A 24,152-nucleotide genomic window follows, 5' to 3' on the forward strand; every position below is an offset into this window, starting at 1 on the left:
AAAGGGAGGTCGGCCCCTTGGTAGATGTTAATCGATTTGAATATATGAAAATCGGCTTGGCTTCATCAGAGAAGATCCGTTCGTGGTCTTATGGTGAAGTCAAAAAGCCGGAAACGATCAACTATCGTACACTTAAACCAGAGAAGGACGGATTGTTCTGTGAACGAATCTTTGGTCCTACGAAAGACTGGGAATGTTACTGCGGGAAGTACAAACGAATCCGTTATAAAGGAGTCATTTGTGACCGTTGTGGCGTTGAAGTGACGAAAGCGAAAGTGCGTCGCGAGCGAATGGGCCATATCGAGCTCGCGGCACCAGTTTCGCACATCTGGTACTTCAAAGGGATTCCAAGCCGCATGGGGCTTGTTCTCGATATGTCACCACGTGCACTTGAGGAAGTGATTTACTTCGCTTCTTACGTGGTTACAGAGCCAGGTGATACACCGCTTGAGAAGAAACAACTTCTCTCGGAAAAAGAGTTCCGTCTCTATCGTGAAAAATACGGTAGCGACTTCAAAGCAGACATGGGTGCTGAAGCAATCCGCACACTCCTTCAAGACGTCAATCTTGAAAAAGAAGTAGGCGAGCTTCGAGAAGAGTTGAAAACTGTCCAAGGTCAACGTCGTACACGTGCGATCAAACGTTTGGAAGTTCTCGATGCGTTCTTCACATCAGGGAACAATCCAGACTGGATGATCCTTGAAGTACTTCCTGTCATCCCACCAGAGCTTCGCCCAATGGTACAGCTCGATGGTGGACGCTTTGCGACATCTGACTTGAACGACTTGTATCGTCGAGTCATCAACCGTAACAACCGTCTCAAACGTTTGCTCGATCTCGGCGCGCCGAACATCATCGTGCAAAACGAGAAGCGTATGCTTCAAGAAGCGGTTGACGCCCTCATCGACAACGGTCGTCGTGGTCGTCCGGTAACAGGTCCTGGTAACCGTCCGCTCAAATCACTTTCACACATGTTGAAAGGGAAACAAGGTCGTTTCCGTCAAAACCTTCTTGGTAAACGGGTCGACTACTCAGGACGTTCGGTTATCGTCGTAGGACCGAACTTGAAGATGTATCAGTGTGGTCTTCCAAAAGAGATGGCACTTGAGCTCTTCAAACCGTTCGTGATGAAAGAGCTTGTCGGTCGTGGCATCGCTTCAAACATCAAGAACGCAAAACGCAAAATCGAGAAGATGCAACCTGAAATCTGGGGCGTCCTTGAAGAAGTCATCCGTGAGCACCCAGTTCTCTTGAACCGTGCCCCGACACTTCACCGCCTTGGTATTCAAGCATTCGAACCGATTCTTGTTGAAGGTCGTGCGATTCGCCTTCACCCACTCGTATGTACGGCTTATAACGCCGACTTCGATGGTGACCAAATGGCCGTCCACGTTCCGCTTTCTGCAGAAGCACAAGCGGAAGCACGTCTTCTCATGCTCGCTGCACAGAACATCTTGAACCCGAAAGACGGTAAACCAGTTGTTACACCATCGCAGGATATGGTCCTCGGTAACTACTACATCTCACTTGAACGTGAAGATGCCGTCGGTCAAGGGAAAGTGTTCTCGAACGTCAACGAGGCATTGATCGCTTACCAAAACGGATATGTCCACTTGCACTCGCGTGTGGCGCTTCCGGCACGTACGCTCAACAACCCGACGTTCACAGACGAACAGAACGAGAAACTGCTCATTACGACTGTTGGTAAGATGATCTTCAACGAAATCTTGCCGAACACGTTCCCATACTTGAACGAGCCGACGATGGAAAACTTGCAGGAAGCAACTCCTGATAAGTACTTCATCGACAAAGGGGCGAACGTTGCGGAAGAAATCGCATCACGTCCAATTATCGACCCGTTCAAAAAAGGATTCCTTGGAAAAGTCATCGCGGAAGTGTTCCAGAAGTTTGAAACGACTGAAACAAGCCGCATGCTTGACCGCATGAAAGATCTCGGCTTCAAACACTCGACGAAAGCCGGTGTGACAGTTGGGATCGCCGACATCATCGTACTTCCTGATAAACAGGAAATCTTGGATGAGGCACAAAAACAAGTCGACCAAATCATGAAGTCGTTCCGTCGTGGTCTCATCACAGAAGATGAGCGTTACGAGCGCGTTGTACGTGCTTGGAACGAAGCGAAGGATGAAATTCAATCTCGATTGATGAAATCCCTCAACCGCTTGAACCCGATCTTCATGATGTCTGACTCTGGTGCCCGTGGTAACGCCTCTAACTTTACGCAGCTTGCGGGTATGCGTGGTTTGATGGCCGCTCCATCTGGTCGCATCATCGAACTTCCAATCAAATCGTCATTCCGTGAAGGTCTGACGGTTCAAGAGTACTTCATCTCGACTCACGGGGCTCGTAAAGGTCTTGCCGATACAGCCTTGAAGACAGCCGATTCAGGTTACTTGACGCGTCGTCTCGTTGACGTTGCGCAAGATGTCATCATCCGTGAAGAAGATTGTGGAACAGACCGCGGGATTCGCGTATCTGCACTCCGCGAAGGTACGGAAGAAATCGAAAACTTGTACGACCGCCTCGTCGGACGTACATCGTTCGAAACGGTCACACACCCTGAAACGGGCGAAGTGTTGGTCGATAAGAACGAATTGATCACAGAAGACATCGCACGCGTCATCGTTGATGCGGGTGTCGAGCAAGTTGAAATCCGTACGGCCTTCACATGTAACACGTCACACGGCGTATGTAAGAAGTGTTATGGACGTAACTTGGCTACTGGATCAAATGTTGAAGTCGGGGAAGCCGTCGGTATCATCGCCGCACAATCAATCGGTGAGCCAGGAACGCAGCTTACAATGCGTACCTTCCACACAGGTGGGGTTGCCGGAGACGATATCACACAAGGTCTTCCACGTATCCAAGAGGTATTCGAAGCCCGTAACCCGAAAGGTCAAGCGGTCATCTCGGAAATCTCTGGTACGGTCATCGACTTCACGGAATCGCGTGACAAGCGTGAACTCACGGTCGAAGGATTCAGTGAAACACGTTCTTACACGATTCCATTCGGAGCGCGTCTCCGTGTTCAAATCGGCGATACAGTAGAGGCCGGTGAAGTCTTCACGGAAGGTTCGATCGATCCGAAAGAATTGCTCGCCGTCCGTGGTGTATCTGGTGTTCAGAACTATCTTCTCCAAGAAGTTCAAAAAGTATACCGGATGCAAGGGGTAGAAATTGGTGATAAGCACGTTGAGGTCATGGTTCGCCAAATGCTTCGTCGTGTCAAAGTCATCGAGTCTGGTGACACACCACTTCTCCCAGGTTCACTTGTCGACATCAGCGTCTTCAAAGAAGCGTGTAAAGATGCGATTCGTGACGGTAAACACCCAGCGACTGCAAAACCAGTCCTTCTCGGGATCACGAAAGCATCGCTTGAGACAGATTCGTTCCTCTCAGCAGCTTCGTTCCAAGAAACGACTCGTGTCTTGACGGATGCAGCAATCAAAGGGAAACGCGACTATCTCCTCGGACTCAAAGAGAACGTCATCATCGGTAAACTTGTTCCAGCTGGTACTGGAATGGCGGTCTACCGTGATGTCGAACTTAAAGAAGATGAGGCGCCAGTTGCACTCGAAGATACAACGGTCGAGTAAAATACGTCTTGACAGCGCAGGTTGGCGGTGCTACTATGATTTAGTGCCGCCAATCGGTTGTTGTCGATGACAACGATGTCCAGCAGTCGGCAAGCTACTTGGACGTCCATCCGAACTTTCTACGGGAAGGTTTGGCTGCTACAATTGCCACTTTCAAGGTATAACTCACGTTTTTGCGAGGTCATGGAATGCCTACGCCTCGTAAAAGCGTTTCGTTATGACCTTAAATGAACCACCCGGGTCGGTGGGACTAGAAAATAGCAACATTCAGGAAGGGAGGATCTTCAAAGATGCCTACTATTAACCAGTTAGTCCGTAAAGGACGTAAATCGAAAGTCGTTAAATCTGACTCTCCAGCACTTAACAAAGGTTACAACAGTTTCATCAAGTCACAAACAAACGTGAGCTCACCACAAAAACGTGGTGTTTGTACACGTGTTGGTACAATGACTCCGAAGAAACCGAACTCGGCACTTCGTAAGTATGCTCGTGTTCGTTTGACTAACCAAATCGAAGTGACTGCGTACATTCCAGGTATTGGCCACAACCTTCAAGAGCACAGCGTTGTTCTTATCCGTGGAGGACGTGTAAAAGACTTACCAGGGGTACGTTACCACATCGTCCGTGGTGCGCTTGACACTGCAGGTGTTGATGGACGTATGCAAGGCCGTTCTAAATACGGTACGAAACGTCCGAAAGCTGCGAAGAAGTAATTCTCGCAAACTAAACTACAATTGAAATTTTGAAAGGAGGGTACTCGGATGCGTAAAAACCGTGCAGAACGTCGTGACGTTATCGCAGATCCGATCTACAACTCGAAATTGGTAACTCGCCTCATTAACCGTGTCATGTTAGACGGTAAAAAAGGTACAGCTCAAACTATCATTTACAACGCATTTGGCATCATCGCTGAACGCTCAGGCAAAGAGCCTATGGAAGTGTTCGAAGAAGCAATGAACAACATCATGCCTGTACTTGAAGTTAAAGCACGCCGTGTAGGTGGAGCTAACTACCAAGTTCCTGTTGAAGTTCGTCCAGAGCGCCGTACAACACTTGGTCTTCGTTACCTCGTGAACTACGCTCGTCTCCGCAACGAAAAAACGATGGAGCAACGTATCGCGAACGAAATCATGGATGCAGCCAACAACACTGGTGCGTCTGTTAAGAAACGCGAAGACATGCATAAGATGGCAGAAGCAAACAAAGCGTTTGCTCACTATCGTTGGTAATTTAATCGTAAAGTCCACTCCGCCAAGCATGGCTTAACGGAGTGGCTTTCGGGTATAATCATATCGTGTGCGCGCACACGAAAATCAAACATGCGGAAGGAGAATACCCAGTATGGCAAGAGAATTCTCCCTAAAGAATACTCGTAACATCGGGATCATGGCTCACATCGATGCCGGTAAAACGACAACAACTGAACGTATTCTTTATTACACAGGTCGTATCCATAAAATTGGTGAAACGCACGAAGGTGCTTCACAAATGGACTGGATGGAGCAGGAGCAAGAGCGTGGAATCACGATCACTTCAGCTGCGACAACTGCACAGTGGAATGGCCACCGTGTAAACATCATCGATACACCTGGACACGTAGACTTCACAGTAGAAGTTGAACGTTCACTCCGTGTACTTGATGGTGCTGTTGCTGTACTTGACGCTCAGTCAGGTGTAGAACCACAAACTGAAACTGTATGGCGTCAAGCGACGACATATGGTGTACCACGTGTCGTATTCGTCAACAAGATGGATAAAATCGGCGCAGACTTCTTGTACTCTGTGAAGACGCTTCATGAGCGCCTCCAAGCGAACGCTTACGCGATCCAACTCCCAATCGGAGCAGAGGACGATTTCAAAGGGATCATCGATCTCGTTGAAATGAAGACTTACATGTACAACAACGACCTCGGTACTGACATCGAAGTTACAGATGGCTTCCCAGCTGACATGGCTGACCAAGCTGAAGAACTTCGCGGTCAATTGATCGAAGGTGTTGCTGACTTCAACGAAGAGTTGATGATGAAGTACCTTGAAGGTGAAGAGATTTCAATCGAAGAATTGAAAGCTGCAATCCGTCAAGCGACACTTAGCGTTGAATTCTACCCTGTACTCGTTGGTTCTGCCTTCAAGAACAAAGGTGTTCAGCTCATGCTTAACGCCGTTGTTGATTACCTCCCATCACCAGTTGATGTAGAGTCAATCAAAGGGATCAACCTCGATACAGAAGAAGAAATCACGCGTGAGCCTTCTGACGAAGCTCCATTCTCAGCACTTGCGTTCAAAGTTATGACTGACCCTTACGTCGGTAAATTGACGTTCTTCCGCGTGTACTCTGGTACAGCTGAAGCGGGATCATACGTGAAGAACTCGACTAAAGGGAAGCGTGAGCGTCTCGGTCGTATCCTTCAAATGCACGCAAACAGCCGTGAAGAGATTCCAATGGTATACGCTGGTGACATCGCCGCTGCTGTTGGTTTCAAAGACACGACTACTGGTGACACGCTTTGCACAGAGAAAGATAACATCGTTCTCGAGTCAATGACGTTCCCAGAACCAGTTATCTCGGTTGCAATCGAGCCTAAATCGAAAGCAGACCAAGATAAAATGGGTCAAGCTCTTGCGAAACTCGCAGAAGAAGATCCAACATTCCGCACTGAAACAAACCCTGAGACTGGTCAAACGATCATCTCTGGTATGGGTGAGCTTCACCTTGATATCCTCGTTGACCGTATGCGTCGCGAATTCAAAGTAGAAGCTAACGTTGGTGCACCACAAGTTGCTTACCGTGAAACAATCCGTGGCGCTGCGAAGATCGATTCGAAATTCGTTCGTCAGTCTGGTGGACGCGGTCAGTACGGTCACGTTGTCGTAGAATTCGAGCCGAACGAAGAAGGCGCTGGATTCGAGTTCGAGAACAAGATCGTCGGTGGTGTTGTACCACGTGAATACGTCCCAGCTGTTCAAAACGGGATTGAAGAAGCTCTCGAAAACGGTATCCTCGCTGGTTACCCAGTAGTAGACGTTAAAGCTCGCCTCGTATTCGGATCGTACCACGATGTCGACTCGAACGAGATGGCGTTTAAAGTTGCTGCTTCGATGGCGGTTAAACAACTTAAGGACCAAGCGAAAGCTGTCATCCTTGAGCCAATGATGCGTGTTGAAGTTGTTATCCCAGAAGAATACATGGGTGACATCATGGGTGACGTAACGTCACGCCGTGGACGCGTAGAAGGTATGGAAGCTCGCGGTAACGCACAAGTCGTTAAAGCGATGATTCCACTTTCAGAAATGTTCGGTTACGCAACATCACTTCGTTCACGTACACAAGGACGCGGAACGTACTCGATGCACTTCGATCACTACGAAGAAGTACCGAAATCAATTGCTGAAGAAATCGTCAAAAAAGCGAACGGCTAATAACGGTTGTATCGCTAGATTGATTGTTGTAAGCTAAGGAGGACGTATGTTAAAAGTAACCTACGTCTTCCTAGTTAAATAAAAACTAATCGTTTAATAGAGGAGGAATCTAGAATGGGTAAAGAAAAATTCGACCGTTCTAAACCGCACGTTAACGTTGGTACAATCGGCCACGTCGACCACGGTAAAACAACTTTGACTGCAGCAATCTCTGCTGTACTTTCACGTGCACAAGGTAAAACAGCTACTAAGTTTGACCAAATCGATGGTGCTCCAGAAGAGCGCGAGCGCGGTATCACAATCGCAACAGCTCACATCGAGTACGAAACTGACAAGCGTCACTACGCACACGTTGACTGCCCAGGACACGCTGACTATGTTAAAAACATGATCACTGGTGCTGCTCAAATGGACGGCGCGATCCTCGTTGTATCTGCAACAGATGGTCCAATGCCACAAACACGTGAGCACATCCTTCTTTCACGTCAAGTAGGTGTTCCTTACATCGTAGTCTTCATGAACAAAGTTGACATGGTAGACGACGAAGAGCTCCTCGAACTCGTTGAAATGGAAATCCGTGAACTTCTTTCTGAATACGACTTCCCAGGCGACGACCTCCCTGTAATCAAAGGTTCTGCACTTGGCGCACTTAACGGTGAAGCTCAGTGGGAAGAAAAAGTTATGGAACTCATGAACGCTGTTGATGAGTACATCCCAGAACCAGTTCGTGACACAGACAAAGACTTCATGATGCCTGTAGAGGACGTATTCTCAATCACTGGTCGTGGTACTGTAGCGACTGGTCGTGTTGAGCGTGGTGTTCTCCGCGTCAACGACGAGATCGAAATCGTTGGTCTTACAGAAGAAACTAAGAAAACTGTATGTACTGGTGTAGAGATGTTCCGTAAGCTTCTTGACTATGCTGAAGCTGGCGACAACATCGGTGCACTTCTCCGTGGTGTATCACGTGACGACATCGAGCGTGGACAAGTACTTGCTAAGCCGGGTTCAATCACACCACACTCTAAATTCAAAGCATCAATCTACGTTCTTTCTAAAGAAGAGGGTGGCCGTCACACGCCATTCTTCGCGAACTACCGCCCGCAGTTCTACTTCCGTACAACTGACGTAACAGGTATCGTTCACCTTCCAGAAGGTACTGAAATGGTAATGCCAGGAGACAACATCGAGTTGACGATCGAATTGATTTCTACAATCGCGATCGAAGACGGTACACGTTTCTCTATCCGTGAGGGTGGCCGTACTGTAGGTGCTGGTTCAGTAACAGAAATCATCGAGTAATCGATTGATTCAACTGAACAACTTCAAGCAGTCCGCAATATGCGGGCTGCTTTTTTGTGTTTTCCTATGGTCGTGGTAATATGAAACATACGAGAAAGGAGTGGCGTCATGTTAAAACAGTTGGAGACGATTTGTCGTTTAAACGGGATTGATTATCGGATTGGCGGTTCGCAACTTTTAAAGCATCATGGAATCGTCGATGTGACCAATGACATCGATTTGTTCGTAGAGCCGGATCAGTTTGAACGGTTGGATGAGGTCTTGAGTCGTGCCGGAGAGAAACGGTCATCTGAACCACATGAAGCATACTTGACGACTTACTTTGGGGAGTATGTGTTTGAGGGGGATGACGTTGACGTCATGTCCAGTTTTCGGATGAAGTGCACGGACGGGATTTATACACATCCTTATATAGAAGGAGAAGGGAACTGGATGCACCTCGAAGAGTGGGTTGTGCTTTACACAGTCATTGGTCGAGAGGACAAATTGACGCGTTTGGTGCAATATTTCGAGACACATCCCATCAAGGCGGGCATCATCCACACTTGTTTAAAGCGGGCGCCACATTCGGTCATCGAAGCGGTGACAGAGCGGTTTGGAGAGGTTATGAAACGCTAGGTCGAGTTGACATGGGAGTTCGTTTGAAAAATAGTTCAATAAAAGAATGAATTTTCTCTTGCAAAAGCTCGCGAATCTTGTTACATTAGGGAACGTTGAGCAACTCATCAGACAACCGGCAACTTCAAAAATCTAATCTTGCATTCCATGACCAGATTAGATATAATGATTAAGTGTTTGTGCGAGTGGTGAGAGACTTTACAGCAGAAAATGGGTCCAATCGTTGATTTGCAATGATCGGATACCTCTGCTGACACAAGCACGCTGCGTTGAAGCGGGAGGTTATGACACGCCAGGCAGCATTGCCATGGCCGGTGTGGAAATTTCCGCGGAGAATTGTCTATTTTAAAAGTAGGCGACAAAGGAGGGAAATAAACATGGCAAATGAAAAAATTCGTATTCGTTTAAAAGCATATGACCATCGCGTTCTCGATCAATCAGCTGAGAAGATCGTTGACACTGCGAAGCGTTCAGGTGCAAAGGTATCGGGTCCAATCCCGCTCCCAACTGAAAAATCGGTTTACACGATCCTTCGTGCGGTTCACAAGTACAAAGATGCTCGTGAGCAGTTCGAAATGCGTACACACAAACGCTTGATCGACATCGTAAACCCAACACCGAAAACAGTCGATTCGCTTATGCGTCTCGAGTTACCATCAGGTGTAGACATCGAAATCAAACTTTAATTCTTCATATAGTAGATACTAGCCAGAAGAGACAATTAATTATTAACAGGAGGTGTATCTCATGGCTAAAGGAATCTTAGGAACAAAACTTGGTATGACTCAAATCTTCAACGAAGCAGGCGAAGTAGTACCAGTAACAGTAGTTGCTGTAGAAGGTAACGTTGTTCTTCAACTTAAAACAGTTGACACAGACGGTTACGAAGCAGTTCAACTTGGTTTCGGAGACATCAAAGAATCACGTCAAAACAAACCATCAAAAGGTCACGCTGCGAAAGCAAACGCGACACCTAAGCGCTTCATCAAAGAGGTTCGTACTTCAGTAGAAGGATACGAAATCGGTCAAGAGATTAAGGCAGACATTTTCGCTGCAGGTGAATTAGTAGACGTAACAGGTACATCGAAAGGTAAAGGATTCCAAGGTGCGATCAAGCGTCACGGACAATCACGTGGACCAATGGCCCACGGTTCGCGCTACCACCGTCGTCCTGGTTCGATGGGTCCTGTCGCTCCTAACCGCGTATTCAAAGGGAAGCTTCTTCCTGGTCAAATGGGTGGAGAGCGTAAAACAATTCAAAACCTTGAAATCGTTAAAGTTGATGTGGAACGCGGCCTTCTCCTCGTGAAAGGTGCTATCCCAGGCGCTCGTAAATCGAACGTCATCATCAAAACAGCGGTCAAAGGTAACTAATTAACTGCACGGAAAGGAGGAATTACGAATGCCTAAAGTAGCTTTGCTTAACCAAACAGGTTCAAATGTTGGCGAAATCGAATTGGCAGAAGCCATCTTCGGAATCGAGCCAAACGAATCAGTACTTTATGACGCAATCGTCATGCAACAAGCATCACGCCGTCAAGGTACTCACGATACGAAAGGTCGCTCGGAAGTACGCGGTGGCGGCCGTAAACCATGGAAACAAAAGGGAACTGGTCGTGCGCGCCAAGGTTCTATCCGCTCACCACAATGGGTTGGTGGTGGTACAGTCTTCGGTCCAACACCACGTTCATACTCTTACAAACTTCCTAAAAAGGTTCGTCGTTTAGCACTTCTCTCGGCTCTTTCGTCGAAAGTACAAAACAACGAATTCATCGTCCTCGAAGGCCTTGCTTTCGATGCACCAAAAACAAAAGATATGGCTGCTGTACTCAACAGCTTATCAGTAGAACGTAAGGCTCTTGTAGTCACAGCGGACTACAATGAGACTATCGCTCTCGCAGCTCGTAACATCCCAGGAGTGACTGTGATCGACGCAGCAGGCGTAAACGTTCTTGACCTCGTTGCTAACGACAAAGTCATCTTCACTAAAGATGCGGTTGCGAAGGTAGAGGAGGTGCTTGCATAATGGCTCAAGCATACGATATCATCAAACGTCCGATCATCACTGAGCGTTCAGTTAGCCTCATGGAAGCTAACAAATACGTTTTCGAAATCGACGTAAAAGCGACTAAATCGCAAGTGAAACACGCTATCGAAACAATCTTCAACGTGAAAGTTGCTTCGGTAAACACAATGAACTACAAACCGAAAGCGAAACGTGTCGGTCGTCACGCTGGTTACACAGCTCGCCGTAAAAAAGCGATCGTAACTCTTGCAGAAGGCAACACAATCGACTTCCTCGGTTAATTAACTACCTTAGAAGAAAAGGAGGGAATCCTCGATGGCAATCAAAAAGTTTAAGCCGACCACTAACGGTCGTCGTAACATGACATCTCTCGACTTTGCAGAGATCACAACGAATCGCCCTGAAAAATCGTTAACTGAAAAGCTTTCGAAAAAAGGCGGACGTAACAACCAAGGTCGCTTGACTGTTCGTCACCAAGGTGGCGGTCACAAGCGTAAATACCGTATCATCGATTTCAAACGTAACAAAGATGGCGTTGCAGGACGCGTAGCAACGATCGAATACGATCCAAACCGTTCAGCAAACATCGCACTCATCAACTATGTAGATGGTGAGAAACGTTACATCCTCGCTCCTAAGGGCATCAAAGTAGGCATGGAAATCATGTCTGGTCCTGAAGCGGATATCAAAGTGGGGAACGCTCTTCCACTCGTAAACATCCCTGTCGGTACAACAATCCACAACATCGAGCTTAAGCCTGGTAAAGGCGGTCAGCTTGTTCGTGCGGCTGGTGCATCGGCACAAATCCAAGGACGTGACGGCAAGTACGTCATCGTTCGTCTTCAATCAGGTGAATCACGCTTGTTCCTCGGCACTTGCCGCGCGACAATCGGTTCAGTTGGTAACGAAGAACACGAACTCGTAAACATCGGTAAAGCAGGACGTTCACGTTGGTTAGGCAAGCGCCCAACAGTACGTGGTTCTGTAATGAACCCGGTTGATCACCCACACGGTGGTGGTGAAGGTCGTGCGCCAATCGGTCGTTCGGGCCCACTTACTCCTTGGGGTAAACCAGCTCTTGGTCTTAAGACTCGTAAGAAAAACAAATCGAGCGACATGTACATCCTTCGTCGCCGTAAGAAATAATTACTACATGATTCTCGGGCGGTTCGAAAGGGCCGTTCCCGAATCATTCCAAAGGGAGGTTCTAACATGGGTCGCAGCTTGAAAAAAGGTCCATTCGCAGATCACCACTTACTCGCTAAAGTTGACAAACTCAACGAATCTGGTGAGAAGCAAGTCATCAAAACTTGGTCACGTCGCTCGACGATCTTCCCAGAATTCATGGGTCACACGTTCGGTGTGCACGATGGTCGTAAACACGTACCAGTATTCGTGACAGAAGACATGGTTGGTCACAAACTTGGTGAATTCGCTCCAACACGCACTTACAAAGGTCACGGATCAGACAAGAAAACGAAACGGTAATTTGAGGGGAGGTCAAATCCATGCAAGCTAAAGCATCAGCTAATATGGTCCGTCTTGCTCCTCGCAAAGCACGTCTCGTTGTAGACTTAATTCGCGGGAAACAAGTCGGCGAAGCGCTCTCTGTCCTTGCTCACACAAACAAGGCAGCATCGCCAATCGTTGAGAAAGTATTAAAATCAGCGATTGCTAACGCAGAGCACAACTACGATATGAACATTGAGAACCTCGTTGTAACAGAAGCTTTTGTCAACGAAGGTCCAACACTCAAACGCTTCCGCCCACGTGCGATGGGTCGCGCAAGCCGCATTAACAAACGCACAAGCCACATCCACATCGTGGTAACTGAGAAATAAGGAGGGATATGTAGTGGGTCAAAAGGTAAATCCGCACGGTCTTCGCGTTGGTGTTATCAAAGACTGGGATTCGCGTTGGTACGCTGAGAAAGACTACGCTGATCTCCTTCATGAAGACTTCGTTATTCGTGAATACATCGAAAACAAAATGAAGGATGCTAGTGTTTCTAAAGTTGAAATCGAACGCGCTGCAAACCGCGTGAACATTTCGCTTCACACTGCGAAGCCAGGTATGGTAATCGGTAAAGGTGGTTCTGAAATCGAATCACTCCGTAAACACATTACAAAAATCGCTGACGGAAAACGCGTTCACATCAACGTTGTTGAAGTGAAAAACGCTGACGCTGTTGCGAAGCTTGTAGCAGAAAACATTGCTCGTCAATTGGAAGGTCGTGTATCATTCCGTCGTGCAATGAAACAATCAATTCAACGTTCGATGCGTACTGGCATCAAAGGGATCAAAACAGAAGTTTCTGGTCGTCTTGGTGGCGCTGATATCGCTCGTTCAGAGAAATACTCGGAAGGAACAGTTCCACTTCACACACTCCGTGCCGACATCGACTACGGAACAGCTGAAGCTGACACAACTTACGGTAAAATCGGCGTAAAAGTTTGGTTATACCACGGTGAAGTTCTTCCAACAAAAAACAACACAGCGAAAAACGCTGAATAATAAACACTCTTTCAGGAAGGAGGCAACACACTATGTTGTTACCTAAACGCGTGAAATATCGTCGTGTACACCGTGGTAAAATGCGCGGGAATGCTAAACGCGGCACAACTGTACACTTCGGTGAGTTCGGTCTCCAAGCTCTCGAAGCGAGCTGGATTACAAACCGTCAAATCGAATCAGCACGTATTGCAATGACACGTTATATGAAACGTGGTGGTAAAGTGTGGATCAAGATCTTCCCACACAAGCCGTACACTAAAAAGCCTCTCGAAGTCCGAATGGGTTCGGGTAAAGGTGCTCCAGAAGGCTGGGTAGCTGTAGTTAAGCCTGGCAAAGTAATGTTCGAAATCGCAGGTGTATCTGAGGAAGTGGCACGTGAGGCACTTCGTCTTGCATCGCACAAACTTCCAGTAAAATGTAAGTTCGTGAAACGTGAAGAAAATGGTGGTGATACGAATGAAAGCAACTGATCTCCGTCAATCAACAACTGAAGAGCTCAACGGTAAAGTGGGCGAGTGGAAAGAAGAACTCTTTAACCTTCGCTTCCAACTTGCTACAGGTCAGCTTGAGAATCCTGCTCGTATCCGTGAAGTACGCAAGTCGATTGCGCGTGCTAAAACGATTCTTCGTGAACGCGAACTCGGCATCAACAACGGCTAATTACATCGGATTCTTGAGAGGAGGTAACACTCATGGAACGCAACAACCGTAAAGTGTTCACTGGTCGCGTCGTGTCTGACAAAATGGACAAAACGATCGTCGTCGCAGTAGAAACAAAGGTTCGTCATAAACTTTATGGCAAACGTGTAAACTACACGAAGAAATATAAAGCACACGATGAGAACAACGTCGCTAAAGTGGGCGATATCGTTCGCATCGCGGAAACACGTCCTCTTTCTAAAGACAAACGTTTCCGTCTTGTAACAGTAGTAGAAGAATCAGTAATCATCTAATAACAGTTCGGATTTATTAAACATCCGGAGGGAGGTACACTCGCATGATTCAACAAGAATCTCGCTTGAAAGTAGCAGACAACTCTGGCGCGCGTGAACTGTTGACAATTAAGGTTCTCGGTGGTTCTGGTCGTAAGACTGCAAACATCGGTGACATCATCGTCGCAACGGTAAAACAAGCAACACCAGGTGGCGTTGTTAAAAAAGGTGACGTTGTCAGAGCAGTTGTCGTTCGTACAAAACGCGGCGCTCGTCGTAAAGATGGTTCGTACATCCGTTTCGATGAGAACGCAGCAGTCATTATCAAAGATGACAAGAGCCCACGCGGCACACGGATCTTCGGGCCAGTTGCACGTGAACTTCGTGAAAAAGAATTCATGAAGATCGTTTCGTTGGCACCGGAAGTACTTTAATTTCCAATTTCAATCCTATAAGGAGGTGCGCAAACGATGCATGTTAAAAAAGGCGATACAGTCCAGGTAATGTCTGGTAAAGATAAAGGCAAGCAAGGGGTTATCCTCAAAGCTATGCCAAGCAAAAACCGCGTAGTGGTTGAAGGCGTAAACGTGATGAAAAAACACTCTAAACCTTCACAAGCGAATCCACAAGGCGGGATCCTTGAGATCGAAGCACCAATTCACGTCTCGAACGTAATGCCACTCGACCCTAAAACTGGCAAACCAACTCGCGTTGGTTTCAAAGTAGTCGATGGTAAAAAAGTTCGTGTCGCGAAATCGGGCGAATCACTCGATAAATAAGAAGAACGTGACGAAAGGAGGTCCATTCGACTATGAACCGTTTGCAAGAGAAGTATAAAAGCGACATCGTGAAAGCGATGATGGATAAATTCAACTATGACTCGGTCATGCAAGTACCGAAAATCGAAAAGATCGTCATCAACATGGGTGTAGGTGATGCTGTTTCGAACTCAAAAGCACTTGACATGGCAGTTGAAGAATTAACAATTCTTTCAGGTCAAAAACCACTCGTAACGAAAGCGAAGAAATCAATCGCTGGTTTCAAGCTTCGTGAAGGTATGCCAATCGGTGCGAAGGTTACACTTCGTGGCGAGCGTATGTACGATTTCCTCGACAAATTGGTAACTGTTTCACTTCCACGTGTACGTGACTTCCGCGGTGTATCGAAGAAAGCATTCGACGGACGCGGTAACTACACGCTTGGCGTGAAAGAGCAACTTATTTTCCCTGAGATCGATTACGATAAAGTATCTAAAGTACGCGGTATGGACATCGTTGTTGTTACAACAGCAAACACAGACGAAGAAGCACGTGAATTGCTCACACTTCTCGGTATGCCATTCCAAAAATAATCTAGAGGGAGGTCGACAACATGGCTAAAAAGTCAATGGTGAATCGCGAACTTAAACGCGAGAAACTCGTTGCCCAGTACGCTGAAAAGCGTGCGAAGTTGAAAGCTGAAGGCGATTATATCGGACTCAGCAAATTGCCACGTAACTCGTCACCTGTACGCTTGCACAACCGTTGCAGCATCACAGGTCGTCCGCATGGTTACATGGGTAAATTCGGGATCAGCCGTATCAAGTTCCGTGATCTTGCATACAAAGGTCAAATCCCTGGTGTTAAAAAAGCAAGCTGGTAATCCACTAACAGTGTGAAAGGAGGTACATCGCATGGTAATGACAGACCCTATTGCAGATATGCTTACACGTATCCGTAACGCTAACATGGTTCGCCATGAAAAAATGGAGCTTCCAGCTTCGAACATTAAACGTGAGATCGCTGAAATCCTTAAGCGTGAAGGTTTCATTCGCGATGTTGAATATATCGAGGACGCTAAACAAGGTACACTTCGTCTTTTCCTTAAATATGGAGCAAGCAACGAACGTGTAATCACTGGTCTCAAACGTATTTCGAAACCAGGTCTTCGCGTATACGCAAAAGCTGATGAAGTGCCTAAAGTACTCGGAGGACTCGGAATCGCAGTTCTTTCGACATCTAAAGGTCTTATGACTGATAAAGAAGCTCGCCAACAACAAGTCGGCGGCGAAGTGCTCGCCTACATCTGGTAAGTCACTTTTCTAACAAGAACGGAGGTGTAATCAATGTCACGTATTGGTAAAAAACCAGTTACGATTCCTGCTGGCGTTACTGTAACAGTTGCTAATGACAACACGGTCACAGTAAAAGGTGCTAAAGGTGAACTTTCGCTTTCAGCTAACCCGGCATTGGAAATCAAAGTTGAAGAGAACGAATTGACGGTTGTTCGTCCAGACGAATCGAAAGAAAGCCGCACAATTCACGGTACGACACGTGCCCTTATTGCCAACATGGTACAAGGTGTGTCGAACGGATTCCAAAAAACACTTGAGATCTCGGGGGTTGGTTACCGTGCTACTAAGCAAGGTAACAAACTCGTCCTCAACCTCGGCTACTCGCACCCAATCGAGTACGTTGCTGAGGAAGGTATCGAAATCGAAGTTCCTTCAAACACGCAAATCATCGTAAAAGGGATTAACAAAGAGCGCGTCGGTCACGTTGCTGCTCAAATCCGCTCGTACCGTGCTCCAGAACCTTACAAAGGTAAAGGTGTTCGTTACTCTGATGAACGTATTCGCCGTAAAGAAGGTAAAACTGGTAAGTAATTCGTCACGAAATGAACGGAAAGGAGTGGCATAAATGATCACAAAGGCAGATAAAAATGCAGTTCGTAAAAAACGTCATGCTCGCGTACGTCGTACGATCTCGGGGACAGCAGTTCGTCCACGTTTGAACGTATTCCGTTCGAGCAAGCACATTTACGTTCAACTTATCGATGACGCGTCACAAACAACGCTTGTGTCTGCATCTTCGAAAGATAAAGCTCTCGATCTTACAAATGGCGGTAACGTTGAAGCAGCGAAAGCTGTTGGTAAACTTGCTGCAGAACGTGCACTCGAGAAAGGTATCGACACAGTTGTGTTCGACCGTGGTGGATACCTCTATCATGGCCGCGTCAAAGCTGTTGCAGAAGCAGCTCGTGAAGCAGGTCTTAAATTCTAATAAAAAGGAGGGGACACTCGATGCGCCAGTTAGACGTTAACATGGAACAACTTGAAGAACGCGTTGTTACCGTAAACCGCGTCGCGAAAGTCGTAAAAGGTGGCCGCCGCTTCCGTTTTGCTGCTCTCGTAGTCGTAGGTGACAAAAATGGTCACGTCGGTTTCGGTACAGGTAAGGCACAAGAGGTGCCAGAAGCGATTCGCAAGGCTATTGAAGCCGCTAAGAAAAACATGGTACAAGTACCTATGGTTGGTACAACAATTCCACACGAAATCACAGGAGTATTCGGAGCAGGTCGTGTATTCATGAAACCAGCTTCTGAAGGTACTGGGGTTATCGCTGGTGGTCCAGTTCGTGCGGTGCTCGAACTTGCAGGTGTAGGTGACATCCTTTCGAAATCGTTAGGTTCAAACACACCGATCAACATCGTCCGTGCGACGGTACAGGGCTTGACTGAGCTCAAAAAAGCAGAGGAAGTTGCTAAACTACGTGGTAAAAGCGTAGAAGAACTTCTTAACTAAGGGAGGGAACTAGACATGGCGAAACTCGCAATCACCCTCACACGCAGCACAATTGGTCGTCCGGAAGGTCAGCGTGTTACTGTACGTACACTCGGTCTTCGCAAAATGCATCAAACGGTCGTTGTCCCAGACAACGTCGCGATGCGCGGTATGATCAATAAAGTGTCGCACCTTGTGACTGTAAAAGAAATCAACGAATAATAAAGATTTTAATAAATAAGGAGGTGCCATTATGAAACTCCATGAATTGAAGCCAACTCCAGGTTCACGTCACGAACGTAACCGTGTCGGTCGCGGTATGGCGACTGGTAACGGTAAAACTTCTGGTCGTGGACACAAAGGTCAAAAAGCTCGTTCGGGCGGTGGCGTTCGTCCAGGATTTGAAGGTGGACAAAACCCACTTTACCGTCGTCTTCCAAAACGCGGTTTCAACAACCCAACTCGTAAAGAGTACGCGGTTGTTTCCCTAGACACGCTTAACCGTTTCGAAGCAGGTACTGAAGTTACTCCAGAACTCTTAATCGAGACTGGTGTTGTCAGCTCTGCAAAAGACGGAATCAAAGTCCTTGCTAACGGCAAGCTTGAAACTAAATTGACTGTAAAAGCCAACAAGTTCTCGGGTGCAGCGAAAGAAGCGATCGAAGCAGCTGGCGGTACAGTTGAGGTGATCTGATGTTTCAGACGATCTCCAATATGTGGCGCGTGAAAGATATTCGACAGCGTATTCTCTTCACACTCGCAATCATCATCATTTTCCGCATCGGGGCTCATATCCCGGTGCCGATGGTGAATACGGATGTGTTGCGTTTTGACTCAGGAGGTCTTCTTGACTTCTTGAACTTGTTTGGAGGAAATGCTTTACAGAACTTCTCCCTGTTCGCAATGGGGATCATGCCGTACATTACGGCATCGATCGTTGTTCAACTTTTACAAATGGACGTCGTTCCGAAGTTTGCCGAATGGGCTAAACAAGGAGAGGCGGGTCGTAAAAAGTTAGCGACGGTCACGCGCTATGGGACGATCATCTTAGGATTTGTCCAAGCGACTTCATTGTCGTTTGGATTTAACCGCCTCTACCCAGGTCTCGTCAATGAGACATGGGGAACGGCGACTTACTTTGTGATCGCGATTGTACTCACTGCGGGTACAGCGTTCTTGATGTTCCTTGGTGAAATGACAACGGAGAAAGGTGTTGGGAATGGTATTTCCATCATTATCTTCGCCGGTATTGTTGCTGGGTTCCCAAGAATCTTTACGCAGATTTATGAAACAAAACTCCAAAACGCTGGAGATGCATTGTTCATTAATATCGTTTACTTGGTTGTATTGGCCCTTGTTATTTTGGCTGTGACGGTTGGGATCATTTATGTTCAACAAGCGGCACGCAAAATTCCAATCCAATATGCAAAACGCACGGCGAACCGTACCCCTGTGGGCGGCCAGTCGACGCACTTGCCAATCAAGCTAAACGCTGCAGGTGTTATCCCGGTTATCTTCGCGATTTCCTTCATGGTAACACCACCAACTGTTGCAAGCTTCATTGCTTCTCCAGAGACAACGCAAAAGTTACAAACGTACTTTGACACGACGGCGCCAATCGGAATGTCGATTTACGTTGCGTTAATCATTGCGTTCTCTTACTTCTATACATTTGTTCAGGTTAACCCAGAACAGATGGCAGAAAACCTGCAGAAGCAAGGTGGTTATATTCCTGGGATTCGTCCTGGGGCGCAAACAGAACAGTACATCACGAAGTTACTGTATCGATTGACTTTCTTCGGAGCGATCTTCTTATCGCTTGTGGCGATCATGCCGACAATCTTCATTAAGCTTGCCGGTCTTCCAACTTCCGTTCAAATCGGAGGGACGAGCTTATTGATCGTCATCGGGGTAGCCCTCGAAACGATGAAACAAATCGAGAGTCAACTTGTAAAACGACACTATAAAGGCTTTATCCGTTAAAGCGGAAGGAAGGGTCAACCCTTCCTTCCTGTCGTGTTTACAAGCCCTTCGTGAAAATCAAAACTGGAGGCTAACCGAGATGAATCTAGTACTCATGGGCTTACCGGGTGCTGGGAAAGGGACTCAAGCGGCTAAAATCGTAGAAGAGTACCAAATCCCTCACATTTCGACAGGCGACATGTTTCGTGCGGCAATCAAAGGCGGAACGCCACTCGGTAAAGAAGCCAAGTCATTCATGGATAAAGGTGAACTCGTACCGGATGAGGTAACAATCGGAATCGTACGTGAGCGTCTTAGCCAAGATGACACTGAAAAAGGTTTCTTACTCGATGGATTCCCGCGTACTGTTGCTCAAGCAGAGGCACTCGAAAGTTTGCTTAAAGATTTGGGGAAACAGATTGACCACGTCGTCAATATCGATGTGGATGCGGAAATTCTCGTTCCACGCTTGACAGGTCGTTGGATCTGCCCAACGTGTGGCGCGACATATCACGTGATCTTCAACCCACCAAAAGTGGAAGGCATCTGTGATGTGGATGGGTCGGCTCTCATGCAACGTGAAGACGATAAAGAGGAAACGGTCCGCCGTCGCCTTGACGTCAACATCGAGCAATCGAAACCACTCATTGACTTTTACGCTGAAAAAGGGTATCTTCGTACATTGGATGGAGATCGTCCAATCGATGTCGTATATGCCGATGTCAAAGCATTACTCGGTGATACTGAATGATCATCACGAAGACGCCTCGTGAAATTGCGATTATGCGTGAGGCTGGGCAAATTGTTGCTCGAACGCACCAGGTGCTCAAACAGCACATAAAACCAGGAATCACGACGCTTGAGCTCGACCAGATTGCGGAAGATTACATTCGCAGCCAAGGTGCGACGCCATCGTTTAAAGGCTATAACGGTTTTACCGGTAGTGTTTGCGCTTCGGTGAATGAAGAGCTTGTTCATGGCATTCCAGGAAAACGGGTATTGAAAGATGGAGATATTATCTCAATCGACATCGGTGCCTACTATAATGGATACCATGGAGATTCCGCTTGGACTTATCCAGTGGGAACAATCTCAGAAGAGACACAGCGGCTACTTGACGTAACCGAAGAAAGTCTGTATAAAGGATTGGAGCACGCCAAGGCTGGAGGGCGATTGACAGATATTTCGCATGCGATTCAAGCATATGTTGAATCACATGATTTCTCTGTCGTCCGCGAATACGTCGGTCATGGTGTTGGACAAGATTTGCATGAAGAACCGCAAATTCCACACTATGGTCCACCGGGGAAAGGGCCGCGCCTGAAGACTGGGATGACGTTAGCTATTGAACCAATGGTTAATGCTGGTCAACGCTATGTTCGAACACTGGCTGATAACTGGACAGTTGTCACAGTGGACGGTAGCATGTGCGCCCACTTTGAGCACACCATCGCCATCACAGACGATGGATACGAGATTTTAACGAAACTCGATTCCGGTGAATGAGGCTCTATTGTTTCATACTGATCCATTTTGGATCCTTCTCTCACAGTAGATGGCAATAGATCGTCTGTGCTCCTAAAGATCTTCATATAGAAAGGGGAATAAATGATGGCGAAACAAGATGTCATTGAAGTGGAAGGCACTGTTGTCGAACCACTTCCGAACGCAATGTTTAAAGTGGAGTTAGAAAACGGCCACACGGTGCTCGCGCACGTCTCAGGGAAAATTCGGATGCACTACATTCGGATCCTTCCAGGTGACCGCGTAACTGTTGAGTTGTCTCCATACGACTTGACTCGCGGGCGGATTACGTACCGTTATAAGTAACTCCGATTTTTCCAGGAGGAGGGTATACTCATGAAAGTAAGACCGTCGGTAAAACCGATTTGCGAAAAATGTAAAGTTATTCGCCGTAAGGGTAAAGTAATGGTAATTTGCGAAAACCCGAAACACAAACAAAAACAAGGTTAATTTCAGAGGAGGTGCACACATGGCACGTATTGCTGGTGTAGATATTCCACGCGAAAAACGTATCGTTATTTCGCTCACATACATCTATGGTATTGGTAAAACAAAAGCACAAGAAATTTTGAAGGCTGCTAACGTTTCTGAAGAGACACGCACACGCGACCTTACTGAAGATGAACTCAACCGTATCCGTGAGGCAATTGACGGAATCAAAGTTGAAGGTGACCTTCGTCGTGAAGTTTCACTTAACATCAAACGTTTGATCGAGATCGGCGCATACCGCGGTATCCGTCATCGCCGTAGTCTCCCTGTTCGCGGTCAAAACACGAAGAACAACTCGCGTACTCGTAAAGGCCCACGCCGTACAGTAGCGAACAAGAAGAAGTAAAGGAGGGAATTGAACAATGGCGAAACGTAAGCAAAACGTACGTTCTAAACGTAAAGTTAAAAAACATGTTGAAGTCGGTGTGGTACACATCCGTTCTACATTCAACAACACAATCATTACAATCACTGACACGCAAGGTAACGCGATCTCATGGGCTACTTCTGGTAACCTTGGATTTAAAGGATCACGTAAATCGACTCCGTTCGCAGCACAAATGGCTGCTGAAACTGCAGCGAAAGTTGCAATGGACAACGGTATGCGTACAGTAGAAGTTAACGTTAAAGGTCCTGGTGCTGGACGTGAAGCGGCTATCCGTGCGCTCCAAGCTACTGGTCTCGAAGTTACTGCAATCCGTGACGTAACTCCAGTTCCGCACAACGGTTGCCGCCCTCCGAAACGTCGCCGCGTATAATCGCTTGAACGTGTGAGGGGCTTACCTAGCACGACAGCTTATACTTTAGCAGTTCAAACTGCACGGCAGGATATACTCAAGGAGGGGTTCAGATGATCGAGATTGAAAAACCAAAGATCGAAACGGTCGAAATCAGCGAGGACGCTACGTTTGGTAAATTCGTAGTAGAACCGCTTGAACGTGGATATGGCACTACTCTCGGTAACTCACTACGTCGAATTCTATTGTCATCGCTCCCAGGTGCAGCGGTAACAGCGGTTCAAATCGATGGCGTGCTTCACGAGTTCTCTACGATTGACGGTGTCGTCGAAGACGTTACTCAAATCGTACTAAACCTCAAGAAGTTAGCACTCAAAGTGTACTCGGAAGAAGAGAAAACGCTTGAGATTAACGTTTCAAGTGCCGGTGCTGTCACTGCGGCAGACATTACCCATGATAGCGACGTTGAAATCTTGAATCCTGAGCTCCACATCGCGACTCTCGCTGACAATGCGACGCTTCGCATGCGTTTGACTGCTCGCCGTGGTCGTGGTTACGTCCAGGCAGAAGATAACAAACGTGATGATATGCCGATTGGGGTCATTCCAATCGATTCGATCTATACACCGATTCAACGCGTGAACTACGAAGTAGATAAAACACGTGTCGGTCAAGACGCTAGCTTTGATAAGCTTTTATTAGACGTGTGGACAGATGGTTCAATTCGTCCGGAAGAAGCTGTATCATTAGGAGCTAAAATTTTGACTGAACACTTGAACATCTTCGTTGGTTTGACAGATGAGGCTCTCAACGCAGAAATTATGGTCGAGAAAGAAGAAGACCAAAAAGAAAAAGTACTCGAAATGACGATTGAAGAACTCGATCTCTCAGTTCGTTCGTACAACTGCTTGAAGCGCGCTGGCATCAACACTGTTCAAGAACTCGCAAACAAATCAGAGGAAGAGATGATGAAAGTTCGTAACCTCGGACGTAAATCACTCGAAGAAGTTCAACACAAGTTGGACGAACTCGGTTTGGGCTTGCGTAAAGAAGACTAAGTTCAACCGAAGGAGGGAAATGTAATGGCTTATTCGAAACTTGGCCGTACAAGCTCGCAACGCAAGGCGCTTTTGCGTGATCTTGCAACTGACCTAATCATCAACGAGCGCATTCAAACAACTGAACAAAAAGCGAAAGAACTTCGCCCAGTCGTTGAAAAATTGATCACTCTTGGGAAACGTGGCGATCTTCATGCCCGTCGTCAAGTAGCTTCATTCGTTCGTAAGGAGAACGCTGGAGAAAAAGACGCAATCCAAAAATTGTTCGAAGACGTGGCTCCACGCTACGCTGAACGTCAAGGTGGATACACGCGCATCATGAAAGTCGGCCCACGCCGCGGTGATGGTGCAGAAGTTGTAATCATCGAACTCGTCTAATTCATTAGGCAGTCAACAGGGCATGCGGTGACGT

Annotated in this window: 36 protein-coding genes; all 36 read left to right on the forward strand. The window is 47.1% G+C overall.

What is annotated here, in order from left to right:
• Positions 1–17 precede the first annotated feature (17 nt).
• The 36 genes from rpoC (at position 18) to rplQ (ending at position 24,118) form a co-directional block, all read left to right on the forward strand.
• Positions 18–3,617 carry a DNA-directed RNA polymerase subunit beta' gene (gene rpoC, locus KNO87_RS14655; protein ID WP_214791060.1) on the forward strand — a complete coding sequence of 1,200 codons (3,600 nt, stop codon included), beginning with the start codon at positions 18–20 and terminating at the stop codon, positions 3,615–3,617.
• A 290-nt stretch (positions 3,618–3,907) separates the two neighbouring features.
• On the forward strand, positions 3,908–4,330 hold the full coding sequence (gene rpsL, locus KNO87_RS14660; RefSeq protein ID WP_012727683.1) for a 30S ribosomal protein S12: 423 nt from the start codon (positions 3,908–3,910) through the stop codon (positions 4,328–4,330).
• Positions 4,331–4,378: 48 nt separating this feature from the next.
• The gene (rpsG, locus tag KNO87_RS14665; RefSeq protein WP_012727682.1) at positions 4,379–4,846 is read left to right on the forward strand and encodes a 30S ribosomal protein S7; all 468 of its coding nucleotides are present in this window, start codon (positions 4,379–4,381) and stop codon (positions 4,844–4,846) included.
• Positions 4,847–4,958: 112 nt separating this feature from the next.
• On the forward strand, positions 4,959–7,037 hold the full coding sequence (fusA, locus tag KNO87_RS14670; protein ID WP_214791067.1) for an elongation factor G: 2,079 nt from the start codon (positions 4,959–4,961) through the stop codon (positions 7,035–7,037).
• 114 nt (positions 7,038–7,151) lie between these two features.
• A complete protein-coding gene (tuf, locus tag KNO87_RS14675) occupies positions 7,152–8,339 on the forward strand; it encodes an elongation factor Tu (protein WP_214697124.1) in 1,188 nt (395 codons plus the stop codon).
• A gap of 108 nt (positions 8,340–8,447) precedes the next feature.
• Positions 8,448–8,957, forward strand: coding sequence for a hypothetical protein (locus KNO87_RS14680; RefSeq protein ID WP_214796634.1), 510 nt, complete (start codon positions 8,448–8,450; stop codon positions 8,955–8,957).
• A 377-nt stretch (positions 8,958–9,334) separates the two neighbouring features.
• On the forward strand, positions 9,335–9,643 hold the full coding sequence (gene rpsJ / locus KNO87_RS14685) for a 30S ribosomal protein S10 (protein WP_074032438.1): 309 nt from the start codon (positions 9,335–9,337) through the stop codon (positions 9,641–9,643).
• 61 nt (positions 9,644–9,704) lie between these two features.
• A complete protein-coding gene (rplC, locus tag KNO87_RS14690) occupies positions 9,705–10,331 on the forward strand; it encodes a 50S ribosomal protein L3 (protein WP_026824832.1) in 627 nt (208 codons plus the stop codon).
• A 28-nt stretch (positions 10,332–10,359) separates the two neighbouring features.
• On the forward strand, positions 10,360–10,983 hold the full coding sequence (rplD, locus tag KNO87_RS14695; protein WP_214791072.1) for a 50S ribosomal protein L4: 624 nt from the start codon (positions 10,360–10,362) through the stop codon (positions 10,981–10,983).
• Entirely contained in the window at positions 10,983–11,264 is a 282-nt protein-coding gene (gene rplW, locus KNO87_RS14700) for a 50S ribosomal protein L23 (RefSeq protein ID WP_026824834.1), read from the forward strand. The genes rplD and rplW overlap by 1 nt, the downstream gene beginning before the upstream one ends.
• Positions 11,265–11,298: 34 nt before the next feature.
• Positions 11,299–12,129 (forward strand): 50S ribosomal protein L2, encoded by an 831-nt coding sequence (rplB, locus tag KNO87_RS14705; protein WP_012727674.1) that lies wholly within the window; start codon positions 11,299–11,301, stop codon positions 12,127–12,129.
• Positions 12,130–12,195: 66 nt separating this feature from the next.
• Entirely contained in the window at positions 12,196–12,471 is a 276-nt protein-coding gene (gene rpsS, locus KNO87_RS14710) for a 30S ribosomal protein S19 (protein ID WP_012727673.1), read from the forward strand.
• A gap of 20 nt (positions 12,472–12,491) precedes the next feature.
• A complete protein-coding gene (gene rplV, locus KNO87_RS14715; RefSeq protein WP_214791081.1) occupies positions 12,492–12,824 on the forward strand; it encodes a 50S ribosomal protein L22 in 333 nt (110 codons plus the stop codon).
• Between the two features lie 13 nt (positions 12,825–12,837).
• Positions 12,838–13,497, forward strand: a complete 660-nt coding sequence (rpsC, locus tag KNO87_RS14720) for a 30S ribosomal protein S3 (RefSeq protein WP_012727671.1) — start codon at positions 12,838–12,840, stop codon at positions 13,495–13,497.
• 32 nt (positions 13,498–13,529) lie between these two features.
• Complete coding sequence (gene rplP, locus KNO87_RS14725; protein ID WP_012727670.1) at positions 13,530–13,967, forward strand: 50S ribosomal protein L16; 438 nt, start codon at positions 13,530–13,532, stop codon at positions 13,965–13,967.
• Positions 13,954–14,157, forward strand: a complete 204-nt coding sequence (gene rpmC / locus KNO87_RS14730; RefSeq protein WP_012727669.1) for a 50S ribosomal protein L29 — start codon at positions 13,954–13,956, stop codon at positions 14,155–14,157. The genes rplP and rpmC overlap by 14 nt, the downstream gene beginning before the upstream one ends.
• Positions 14,158–14,189: 32 nt before the next feature.
• Complete coding sequence (gene rpsQ, locus KNO87_RS14735; protein ID WP_012727668.1) at positions 14,190–14,450, forward strand: 30S ribosomal protein S17; 261 nt, start codon at positions 14,190–14,192, stop codon at positions 14,448–14,450.
• A 44-nt stretch (positions 14,451–14,494) separates the two neighbouring features.
• Positions 14,495–14,863, forward strand: a complete 369-nt coding sequence (gene rplN / locus KNO87_RS14740) for a 50S ribosomal protein L14 (protein ID WP_012727667.1) — start codon at positions 14,495–14,497, stop codon at positions 14,861–14,863.
• Between the two features lie 36 nt (positions 14,864–14,899).
• Entirely contained in the window at positions 14,900–15,208 is a 309-nt protein-coding gene (rplX, locus tag KNO87_RS14745) for a 50S ribosomal protein L24 (protein WP_074032448.1), read from the forward strand.
• Positions 15,209–15,240: 32 nt separating this feature from the next.
• The gene (gene rplE, locus KNO87_RS14750) at positions 15,241–15,780 is read left to right on the forward strand and encodes a 50S ribosomal protein L5 (protein WP_012727665.1); all 540 of its coding nucleotides are present in this window, start codon (positions 15,241–15,243) and stop codon (positions 15,778–15,780) included.
• A gap of 20 nt (positions 15,781–15,800) precedes the next feature.
• The gene (rpsN, locus tag KNO87_RS14755) at positions 15,801–16,070 is read left to right on the forward strand and encodes a 30S ribosomal protein S14 (RefSeq protein ID WP_012727664.1); all 270 of its coding nucleotides are present in this window, start codon (positions 15,801–15,803) and stop codon (positions 16,068–16,070) included.
• 31 nt (positions 16,071–16,101) lie between these two features.
• Positions 16,102–16,500, forward strand: coding sequence for a 30S ribosomal protein S8 (rpsH, locus tag KNO87_RS14760; protein ID WP_026824842.1), 399 nt, complete (start codon positions 16,102–16,104; stop codon positions 16,498–16,500).
• 33 nt (positions 16,501–16,533) lie between these two features.
• Complete coding sequence (gene rplF, locus KNO87_RS14765) at positions 16,534–17,073, forward strand: 50S ribosomal protein L6 (protein ID WP_012727662.1); 540 nt, start codon at positions 16,534–16,536, stop codon at positions 17,071–17,073.
• A gap of 34 nt (positions 17,074–17,107) precedes the next feature.
• The gene (rplR, locus tag KNO87_RS14770) at positions 17,108–17,470 is read left to right on the forward strand and encodes a 50S ribosomal protein L18 (protein WP_034804040.1); all 363 of its coding nucleotides are present in this window, start codon (positions 17,108–17,110) and stop codon (positions 17,468–17,470) included.
• 20 nt (positions 17,471–17,490) lie between these two features.
• Positions 17,491–17,991 carry a 30S ribosomal protein S5 gene (rpsE, locus tag KNO87_RS14775; RefSeq protein WP_012727660.1) on the forward strand — a complete coding sequence of 167 codons (501 nt, stop codon included), beginning with the start codon at positions 17,491–17,493 and terminating at the stop codon, positions 17,989–17,991.
• Between the two features lie 15 nt (positions 17,992–18,006).
• Positions 18,007–18,192 (forward strand): 50S ribosomal protein L30, encoded by a 186-nt coding sequence (rpmD, locus tag KNO87_RS14780; RefSeq protein ID WP_012727659.1) that lies wholly within the window; start codon positions 18,007–18,009, stop codon positions 18,190–18,192.
• A 31-nt stretch (positions 18,193–18,223) separates the two neighbouring features.
• Positions 18,224–18,664 (forward strand): 50S ribosomal protein L15, encoded by a 441-nt coding sequence (gene rplO, locus KNO87_RS14785; protein ID WP_012727658.1) that lies wholly within the window; start codon positions 18,224–18,226, stop codon positions 18,662–18,664.
• Positions 18,664–19,953: a preprotein translocase subunit SecY gene (secY, locus tag KNO87_RS14790; protein ID WP_214697130.1), complete on the forward strand. Its 1,290-nt coding sequence runs from the start codon at positions 18,664–18,666 to the stop codon at positions 19,951–19,953. The genes rplO and secY overlap by 1 nt, the downstream gene beginning before the upstream one ends.
• A gap of 79 nt (positions 19,954–20,032) precedes the next feature.
• Positions 20,033–20,683: an adenylate kinase gene (locus KNO87_RS14795; protein ID WP_012727656.1), complete on the forward strand. Its 651-nt coding sequence runs from the start codon at positions 20,033–20,035 to the stop codon at positions 20,681–20,683.
• Positions 20,680–21,438, forward strand: coding sequence for a type I methionyl aminopeptidase (gene map / locus KNO87_RS14800; RefSeq protein WP_214791083.1), 759 nt, complete (start codon positions 20,680–20,682; stop codon positions 21,436–21,438). The genes KNO87_RS14795 and map overlap by 4 nt, the downstream gene beginning before the upstream one ends.
• Before the next feature lie 105 nt (positions 21,439–21,543).
• Positions 21,544–21,762 (forward strand): translation initiation factor IF-1, encoded by a 219-nt coding sequence (gene infA, locus KNO87_RS14805; protein WP_021066622.1) that lies wholly within the window; start codon positions 21,544–21,546, stop codon positions 21,760–21,762.
• Positions 21,763–21,792: 30 nt separating this feature from the next.
• Positions 21,793–21,906, forward strand: a complete 114-nt coding sequence (gene rpmJ, locus KNO87_RS14810; protein ID WP_003156543.1) for a 50S ribosomal protein L36 — start codon at positions 21,793–21,795, stop codon at positions 21,904–21,906.
• 19 nt (positions 21,907–21,925) lie between these two features.
• Entirely contained in the window at positions 21,926–22,291 is a 366-nt protein-coding gene (rpsM, locus tag KNO87_RS14815; RefSeq protein WP_012727653.1) for a 30S ribosomal protein S13, read from the forward strand.
• Between the two features lie 16 nt (positions 22,292–22,307).
• Positions 22,308–22,703 (forward strand): 30S ribosomal protein S11, encoded by a 396-nt coding sequence (rpsK, locus tag KNO87_RS14820; protein ID WP_012727652.1) that lies wholly within the window; start codon positions 22,308–22,310, stop codon positions 22,701–22,703.
• A 92-nt stretch (positions 22,704–22,795) separates the two neighbouring features.
• Entirely contained in the window at positions 22,796–23,740 is a 945-nt protein-coding gene (locus KNO87_RS14825; RefSeq protein ID WP_012727651.1) for a DNA-directed RNA polymerase subunit alpha, read from the forward strand.
• A 24-nt stretch (positions 23,741–23,764) separates the two neighbouring features.
• The gene (rplQ, locus tag KNO87_RS14830; protein ID WP_012727650.1) at positions 23,765–24,118 is read left to right on the forward strand and encodes a 50S ribosomal protein L17; all 354 of its coding nucleotides are present in this window, start codon (positions 23,765–23,767) and stop codon (positions 24,116–24,118) included.
• The last annotated feature ends 34 nt before the right edge of the window (positions 24,119–24,152 follow it).

The organism is Exiguobacterium sp. s34 (assembly GCF_018617435.1).
Taxonomy (GTDB): Bacteria; Bacillota; Bacilli; order Exiguobacteriales; family Exiguobacteriaceae; genus Exiguobacterium; species Exiguobacterium aestuarii.